The organism is Flavobacterium sp., assembly GCF_031363805.1.
Lineage (GTDB): Bacteria > Bacteroidota > Bacteroidia > Flavobacteriales > Flavobacteriaceae > Flavobacterium.
Genome location: NZ_JANLVD010000037.1, coordinates 1 through 7,520, shown reverse-complemented (window position 1 = coordinate 7,520; position 7,520 = coordinate 1). Strand labels below are relative to the sequence as shown.

The following is a 7,520-nucleotide window of genomic DNA, read 5'->3' as shown; positions in this document are numbered from 1 at the left end:
TAAAGAAATCAACTGTCCGAAAACAGATTTAGTCGAAAAATACTTATTTTTGCCCATCGTTATTTGAATTTTGCAACTCAAAATTACGATGTTTTTTAAGAAGCCATTAATTTGGCTTCTTTTTTATCGGACAACAATGATATAATATCAATTTTTTTGTTTTTGTTACCTGTTTCTGAAGATAATTAGTTTAAAAAAAATGTAATTCATCATCTTTTGTTAAAACAAATATAACTAACATGTTTTAATTTTGAAATAAAGATTTTTAAGAATAATTTACATCTATCAAATCAGAATTTCATCATTCACAAGTACAGATTTCAGTATCATAATATTTTCTAAAAATAGAAAAAAAAATTTAATATTAATCATCATAATTATTAATTTCAATAATTTAAAAATATTATGCACGCATAGTATATTATTTAAAATATTGTTATATTTTTGTATTTCAATTATAAGATATAAGAAATGAAAATATTAGTTTGCATCAGTCATGTCCCTGATACTACTTCAAAAATTAATTTTACCAATGGCGATTCTGAATTTGATACCAATGGTGTTCAATATGTAATAAATCCTAACGATGAATTTGGTTTAACAAGAGCCATTTGGTTTCAAGAACAACAAGGCGCAAATGTAACTGTTGTAAACGTTGGTGGTCCAGAAACTGAACCAACTTTGCGCAAAGCATTGGCCATTGGTGCAAATGAAGCCATTCGTGTAAACGCTCCTGCAACTGATGGTTTTTTTGTAGCCAAACAGTTGGCTGAAGTCATTAAAAATGGTAATTATGACCTGATCATTGCTGGAAAAGAATCATTGGATTACAATGGCGGTATGGTTCCAGGAATGATAGCTGGAATTCTCGGATTTAATTTTGTAAATTCTTGTACAGAATTAACAATCGATGGAACAAATGCAAAAGCTTCAAGAGAAATTGATGGTGGAAAAGAAATTGTTTCGACCACTCTACCACTTATAGTTGGTGGACAAAAAGGTTTGGTTGAAGAAAAAGATCTTCGTATTCCAAATATGCGTGGCATTATGACCGCCAGAACCAAAGCTTTGACTATTCTTGAGCCAGTAACTGCATCAACTGAAACAAAAGCTATAAAATTTGAAAAACCAGCACCAAAATCGGCAGTAAAACTAATAAGTGCAGATAACTTGGACGAATTAATCAATTTATTGCACAATGAAGCGAAGGTGATTTAATTAAAAATTACGAATTACGAATTACGAATTTTTGAAATCATTAAATTTTTCAATTATTTAATCTTTAAATTTAAATTATCATGTCAATATTAATATACGCAGAATCGGCAGAAGGAAAATTCAAGAAAGTAGCTTTCGAATTGGCTTCCTATGCAAAAAAAGTAGCAGAAACATTATCAACTACCGTAACAGCAGTTACTGTAAATATGAATGATGCTTCAGAATTATCAAAATATGGTGTAGATAAAGTTTTAAAAGTAACCAACGATAAATTAGCTGGTTTTACTGCAAAAGCTTACGCAGATGTAATCAAACAAGCAGCTCAAAAAGAGAATGTAAAATTGGTTTTACTTTCTTCAACTACAGATAGTTTGTATTTGGCACCGCTTGTTGCAGTTGGTTTAGAAGCTGGATTTGCATCCAATGTAGTAGGTTTGCCTGTAAGCTTATCGCCATTTCAAGTAAAAAGAACGGCTTTTTCAAACAAAGCTTTCAATATAACTGAAATTTCGACAGATGTTAAAATATTGAGTTTAGGGAAAAACTCTTATGGGATTTTTGAAAATCCTAGTGCTGCAACTTCGGAAGATTTTTCGCCAAGTATTTCCGATGAAGATTTTGGTGTAAAAGTGCAATCTGTAGAAAAAAGTTCAGGAAAAGTTACCATTGCTGATGCTGATGTAGTAGTTTCAGGTGGTAGTGGAATGAAAGGTCCTGAAAATTGGGGATTAATTGAAGATCTAGCATCGGTTCTAGGTGCTGCAACTGCTTGTTCAAAACCAGTTTCAGATTTAGGCTGGAGACCGCATAGTGAACACGTTGGTCAAACTGGAAAACCTGTAGCAACCAATTTATATATTGCTGTTGGAATTTCTGGAGCCATTCAGCATATTGCAGGAATCAACTCATCAAAAGTAAAAGTTGTCATCAATGCTGATGCTGATGCACCATTTTTCAAAGTAGCCGATTACGGAATAGTTGGAGACGCCTTTGATATTCTTCCAAGATTAACAGAAAAACTAAAAGCTTTTAAAGCTCAAAATAATTAGAATTACATAAAATAAATTTTTTGTTCCTAAAAAACTATCTATTATTATTAGGTAGTTTTTTCTTTTTAGAAGCAAAAGTTTTTTGTTACTTTGCGTGTAATAAAAACAGCATTGCTTTATACAATTAGATTCTGAAATCTAATATCTAAAATCTTCAATCTAATATTTAAAATGAGTTTAGTAAAACTAACTATAAAAGGAATATCTTACAGCCAAACACAAAATGGCGCTTACGCTCTTATTTTGAATGAGGTTGATGGTGACCGAAAGCTCCCCATTGTAATTGGCGCATTCGAAGCACAATCGATAGCCATTGCTTTGGAAAAAGAAATCAAGCCACCTCGCCCACTCACGCACGATTTATTCAAAAATTTTGCAGATAGATTTGATATTGTAATTAAGCAAATTATAATTCACAAGCTTGTTGATGGAGTTTTTTATTCCAGTATGATTTGTGAAAGAGACAAAATTGAAGAAATAATAGATGCCAGAACTTCTGATGCTATTGCACTTGCGCTTCGATTTAATGCACCCATTTTTACGTACAAAAACATTCTTGAAAAAGCTGGAATATTCTTAAAAACCAATCCTGAAAACGAAAATAAAAGTAGTATTTTGGACGATGTACTTTCTTCGCCAGAAAACTTTGGAATGGAAGAAACCAACGATAGCAAAAGTTCTTATACACAACAAAGTCTTTCTGAACTCCACGAAATGCTTGAAAGTGCTGTAAACGATGAAGATTATGAAAAAGCAGCAAAAATAAGAGACGAAATTTCGAAGAGAGAACCTTAAAATGTTGATTCGATTATTTGTGAATTCGGTTATTCGAATCAACAAATAACCAAATAACCAAATTCACAGTAATGAAGCAATACATAGATTTAGTTAAACATGTTCTACAAAACGGAAATCAAAAAGGTGACAGAACTGGAACAGGAACAAAAAGTGTTTTTGGATACCAAATGCGTTTTGATTTGAATGAAGGTTTTCCAATGGTTACGACCAAGAAATTACACTTAAAATCTATAATTTACGAATTGCTTTGGTTTTTAAAAGGCGATACCAATATTGGCTATTTAAATGAAAATGGCGTAAAAATATGGGATGCTTGGGCCGATGAAAAAGGAGATTTAGGTCCAGTGTATGGCTCTCAATGGCGGAATTGGAATAGCGAAGAAATAGATCAAATTTCAGAGTTAATATATACTTTAAAAACCAATCCAAACAGCAGAAGAATGCTAGTTTCTGCATGGAATCCATCGGTTTTGCCAGATACTACAAAATCTTTCTCAGAAAATGTTGCAGAAGGAAAAGTAGCATTGCCGCCTTGCCATGCCTTTTTTCAGTTTTATGTATCGGATGGCAAATTATCGTGCCAACTCTACCAGCGCAGTGCAGATATATTTTTGGGAGTTCCATTTAATATTGCATCTTACGCACTTTTTACTATGATGATTGCTCAGGTTTGTGATTTAAAATATGGCGAGTTCATTCATACATTTGGCGATGCGCATATTTATGACAATCATATTGAACAACTTGAATTGCAATTGTCAAGAGACCCAAAACCATTGCCAAAAATGGTTTTAAATCCAGAGATTAAAAACATATTTGATTTTAAGTTTGAAGATTTTACTTTAGAAAATTATGATGCTCATCCTCATATAAAAGGTGCTATAGCTGTATAAATAATTTCTATGGGAACATTTGTAATTAGTAAAAAACTTAATGGTGATTTTAAATTTAATTTCATGTCCAAGAAAGGCAAAATAATATTGTCTAGTCAAGGGTTTGAACTAAAAGTGGATTGCGAGAAAAATATTGAATTAGTAAAACAAAACTTAGAACAAAGCAAATATTTAAAATTCAAAGCTTCAAGAGAAAAGTATTTTTTTAAACTTATTTTAGATGGTCAAGTTTTGGCTGTGAGTAGAAAATACACAACTGAATTTAGTTTGCAAAAAGGAATTGATCAAATTATACTTTATTCCATGAAAGCGGAAGTTTTAGATTTTTCAAGCGATGAAAGTATTTTTCAGACTTAATTGTTTACTTACAATCGTTTTATAGGCAATCTCTTAAAATATATATAAAGAAAAAGCCATCTCGCAATGCGGATGGCTTTAGTAAAAAATTAGAGGTTATCTAATTATTTTTTTACTTCTTCTTTAACTTCAGCAGCAGCTTTTTCAGCTCCTTCAACAGCACCAGCTTCAACAGCTTCAACAGCAGCAGCAGCAGCAGTATCAACAGCTACAGCAGCAGCTTCAACAGACTCTTCCATTGCTGGAGCTTCTTCAGTTACAGCTGGCTCAGTAGCAGCAGCATCTTTACATGATACAAAAGAAACACTCATCATAGCTACTAAAGCTAAACTTAATACGATTTTTTTCATCTTACTTAATATAAAAGGTTAATTATTAATTCTCTGCAAAGATATAAATTTTTTAATATGTAAAACTTTTTTTTACTTTTTTTTAAAAAAAAATTTCCTTTACAGATTTTATATTTATCACAACTATTATGCCAAAGCTTTTTACATTTAAAATATTAAAAAACTTATTGTTAAACTTGGTGATTATTTTTTCTTTGGATGCACCAATTTCATCTCATCAATTAAATTTTTAGCGCCTGCAAATTTATCAATTATAAATAAAACATAACGAGCATCTACCATAATATTTCTACAAATGGCTGGATCATAATTTATATCGCTCATTGTGCCTTCCCAAACTCTGTCGAAATTTAATCCAATTAAATTGCCTTTGGCATCAATGGCTGGACTTCCAGAGTTTCCTCCCGTGGTGTGGTTTGTACCTATAAAACAAACTGGCATTTTGCCGTTTTCTCCATAAGATCCATAATCTTTAGCATTGTACAGATCCACTAATTTTTTTGGAACATCAAATTCATAATCACCAGGCACATATTTTTCCATAACACCGTCCAAATAGGTTGTGGTCATGTATAGTGTAGCATCTTTCGGTTCATAGCCTTTTACTTTTCCATAAGTTACACGCAAGGTGCTGTTGGCATCTGGAAAAATTCGCGCTTTTTTATTCAACTCCAACTGTGCTTTCATGTAAGTACGTTGAAGTGATGCATTTTTAAGATTTATTTCATCAAACTTTGGTAAAACTTGTTTCAAATATTGATCGGCAGCTTGTTTTACAAATAAGTAGCCTTTGTCGTTATTCAAATTTGCAATCACTGATTTTGCATCGCCAGTCAATAAATTTGTCAATTGATCATAGGTCACTAATTTTGAGTTTTTATAAATATCTGATGATAAACTAGTTGCATTAATATTGATTAAATCATTAGCCAAAAATTGTTTTGGCGATTTCTTTACATATAAGTCAACCAATTTCTCAAAAACTTTTTCATCTACTGTTGGATTAAAATCCTTGTAGAAATCTTTTAAACTAGATAACAAGTTATTTTTTCTATCGTTAAAAGCTTGTTCGCCTTTGGCATTAAAAACTTGTTCTAATTGGTAAATTTTATAAGCGGTGCTTAATAACTCTGTATTTCTCAGAAAAACTTCTGTGAAATAATCTCTCGCCAAAGCATAATCTTTGATATCTACGTAGTTTTTTTCAAAATCTGATAATAAAGTTCCGTATTCATTTTGTTTTCCAGCTTTGGCCACGTTTTCTTTGAAAATAACTTCTTCTTTTTGCTTTTTAGCAACAGCGTTAGATTTTTTCAAACCCATGGTTTCGCCAATCCATTTTTTCCAATAATTTGCCACTCCAGCATATTTTGAAGCATATTGAATTTTGATGGCATTGTCTTTTCTCATAAAACCATCTTGCACTTTCAAAGCTGCATCGCGAATTTCTATTTTAGCTGGATTCAATTCGTTTTGAATTTGAGCTACCGCAAAACTCGGTAAATATTCCTGTGTTCTGCCCGGAAAACCAAGAACCATGGTAAAATCGTTTTCTTTTATACCATCGAGAGAAATAGGCAAAAAATGTTTAGGCGTGTAAGGCACATTGTCTTCAGAATATTCCGCTGGACGATTATTTTTATCAGCATAAATTCTAAACAACGAAAAATCGCCAGTGTGACGTGGCCAAACCCAATTGTCTGTATCCGATCCAAATTTTCCAATAGAACTTGGTGGTGCTCCAACCAAACGTACATCTTTAAAAGATTCTATGACAAACAAAATATACTGATTGCCTTCAAAAAAACTTCTAATTCTATTTTCTTGCCAAGCTTCTTTTTTGAAACTCAAATTTAGTTTAGAAATATTTTCCTGAATTTTCTTTTGCTTTTCAGTTTCTAATGTTAATGCGTTTACACCTTCCAAAATTTCTTTGGTAACATCGTTTATAGATACAATAAAGGTAACTTCAAGGTCTTTGTTTGGCAATTCTTCTTTCATATTGTAAGCCCAAAAACCGTTGGTCAAATAGTCTTTTTCTACAGATGATTGGTTTTGAATGGCATCGAAACCGCAGTGGTGATTGGTTAAAATCAATCCTTTTGGAGAAATCACTTCCGATGTACAACCACCGTTGAATTGCGGCACCGCATCTTTAAGACTGGATTTATTGACAGAATAAATATCTTCCGCAGATATTTTCATTCCCAGATTTTTCATTTCAGATTCATTCATTCCTTTTAGCAAGGAAGGAACCCACATGCCGCCTTGTTGCGCTTGGGTTTGAACGATAAATAATAGCAAGAATAGTTTTAAAAATTTCATTTTAATGGATTTATTATATTTTGTATTTCATGATTTTTCGGTTGTGAAACTCAAAATCGTTGGCAATATACAATTTTTGAGCCTTTAGATTGTGGTTTTCAACTTCGAGATAAATCAGTTTTAACTTTAATTTATGACATTCGTTTTTAATAAACTGAATGGTTTCTGATCCGATTCCTTTTCCACGAAATGAATCTTTTATGTATAATTCATCAATAAAAGCAATTTTACCTTTGTATTCAAAGCTAAAAACAAAAGTGATGATTGTGTAACCAACTATTTCTGAGATTCTTCCTTCGTCAGAATGACAAATTAGGAATGCTTTCCCTAAATTTTCATCAGCAATAAAATCTTCGAAGAGTTTTTCGGAAACTTCAAGGTTTATTGGATAATTATCTATAGCATAAAATTCTTGCATCAGCCTTGTAATGCTTTTTATATCAGAAAGTTGTAAAGGTTTGAAAGTTGTCAAAATTTATTTTAAATAATGTGTTTGATTAATGTCTGTTGCCTTTCCATGTTCCACCATA

The 7,520-nt window shown here is 31.9% G+C and carries 8 protein-coding genes; 5 read left to right on the top strand and 3 right to left on the bottom strand.

Going from position 1 to position 7,520, the window contains the following annotated elements:
• Positions 1 to 471: 471 nt before the first annotated feature.
• The 5 genes from RMN92_RS02420 (at position 472) to RMN92_RS02400 (ending at position 4,315) form a co-directional block, all read left to right on the top strand.
• Complete coding sequence (locus tag RMN92_RS02420; RefSeq protein WP_309607871.1) at positions 472 to 1,218, top strand: electron transfer flavoprotein subunit beta/FixA family protein; 747 nt, start codon at positions 472 to 474, stop codon at positions 1,216 to 1,218.
• An 80-nt stretch (positions 1,219 to 1,298) separates the two neighbouring features.
• Positions 1,299 to 2,267 (top strand): electron transfer flavoprotein subunit alpha/FixB family protein, encoded by a 969-nt coding sequence (locus RMN92_RS02415; protein WP_309607870.1) that lies wholly within the window; start codon positions 1,299 to 1,301, stop codon positions 2,265 to 2,267.
• 171 nt (positions 2,268 to 2,438) lie between these two features.
• Positions 2,439 to 3,062, top strand: coding sequence for a bifunctional nuclease family protein (locus RMN92_RS02410; protein WP_309607869.1), 624 nt, complete (start codon positions 2,439 to 2,441; stop codon positions 3,060 to 3,062).
• Positions 3,063 to 3,133: 71 nt separating this feature from the next.
• Entirely contained in the window at positions 3,134 to 3,958 is an 825-nt protein-coding gene (locus RMN92_RS02405; RefSeq protein WP_309607868.1) for a thymidylate synthase, read from the top strand.
• Between the two features lie 9 nt (positions 3,959 to 3,967).
• The gene (locus RMN92_RS02400) at positions 3,968 to 4,315 is read left to right on the top strand and encodes a DUF1508 domain-containing protein (protein WP_309607867.1); all 348 of its coding nucleotides are present in this window, start codon (positions 3,968 to 3,970) and stop codon (positions 4,313 to 4,315) included.
• 104 nt (positions 4,316 to 4,419) lie between these two features.
• On the opposite strand, the gene RMN92_RS02395 is transcribed toward RMN92_RS02400, so the two are convergent.
• From RMN92_RS02395 to RMN92_RS02385, 3 genes are all read right to left on the bottom strand, one after another.
• Positions 4,420 to 4,665 carry a hypothetical protein gene (locus tag RMN92_RS02395; RefSeq protein ID WP_309607866.1) on the bottom strand — a complete coding sequence of 82 codons (246 nt, stop codon included), beginning with the start codon at positions 4,663 to 4,665 and terminating at the stop codon, positions 4,420 to 4,422.
• Between the two features lie 183 nt (positions 4,666 to 4,848).
• Positions 4,849 to 6,990 (bottom strand): S46 family peptidase, encoded by a 2,142-nt coding sequence (locus tag RMN92_RS02390; RefSeq protein WP_309607865.1) that lies wholly within the window; start codon positions 6,988 to 6,990, stop codon positions 4,849 to 4,851.
• A gap of 13 nt (positions 6,991 to 7,003) precedes the next feature.
• Positions 7,004 to 7,462, bottom strand: a complete 459-nt coding sequence (locus tag RMN92_RS02385; protein WP_309607864.1) for an N-acetyltransferase — start codon at positions 7,460 to 7,462, stop codon at positions 7,004 to 7,006.
• Positions 7,463 to 7,520 lie beyond the last annotated feature (58 nt).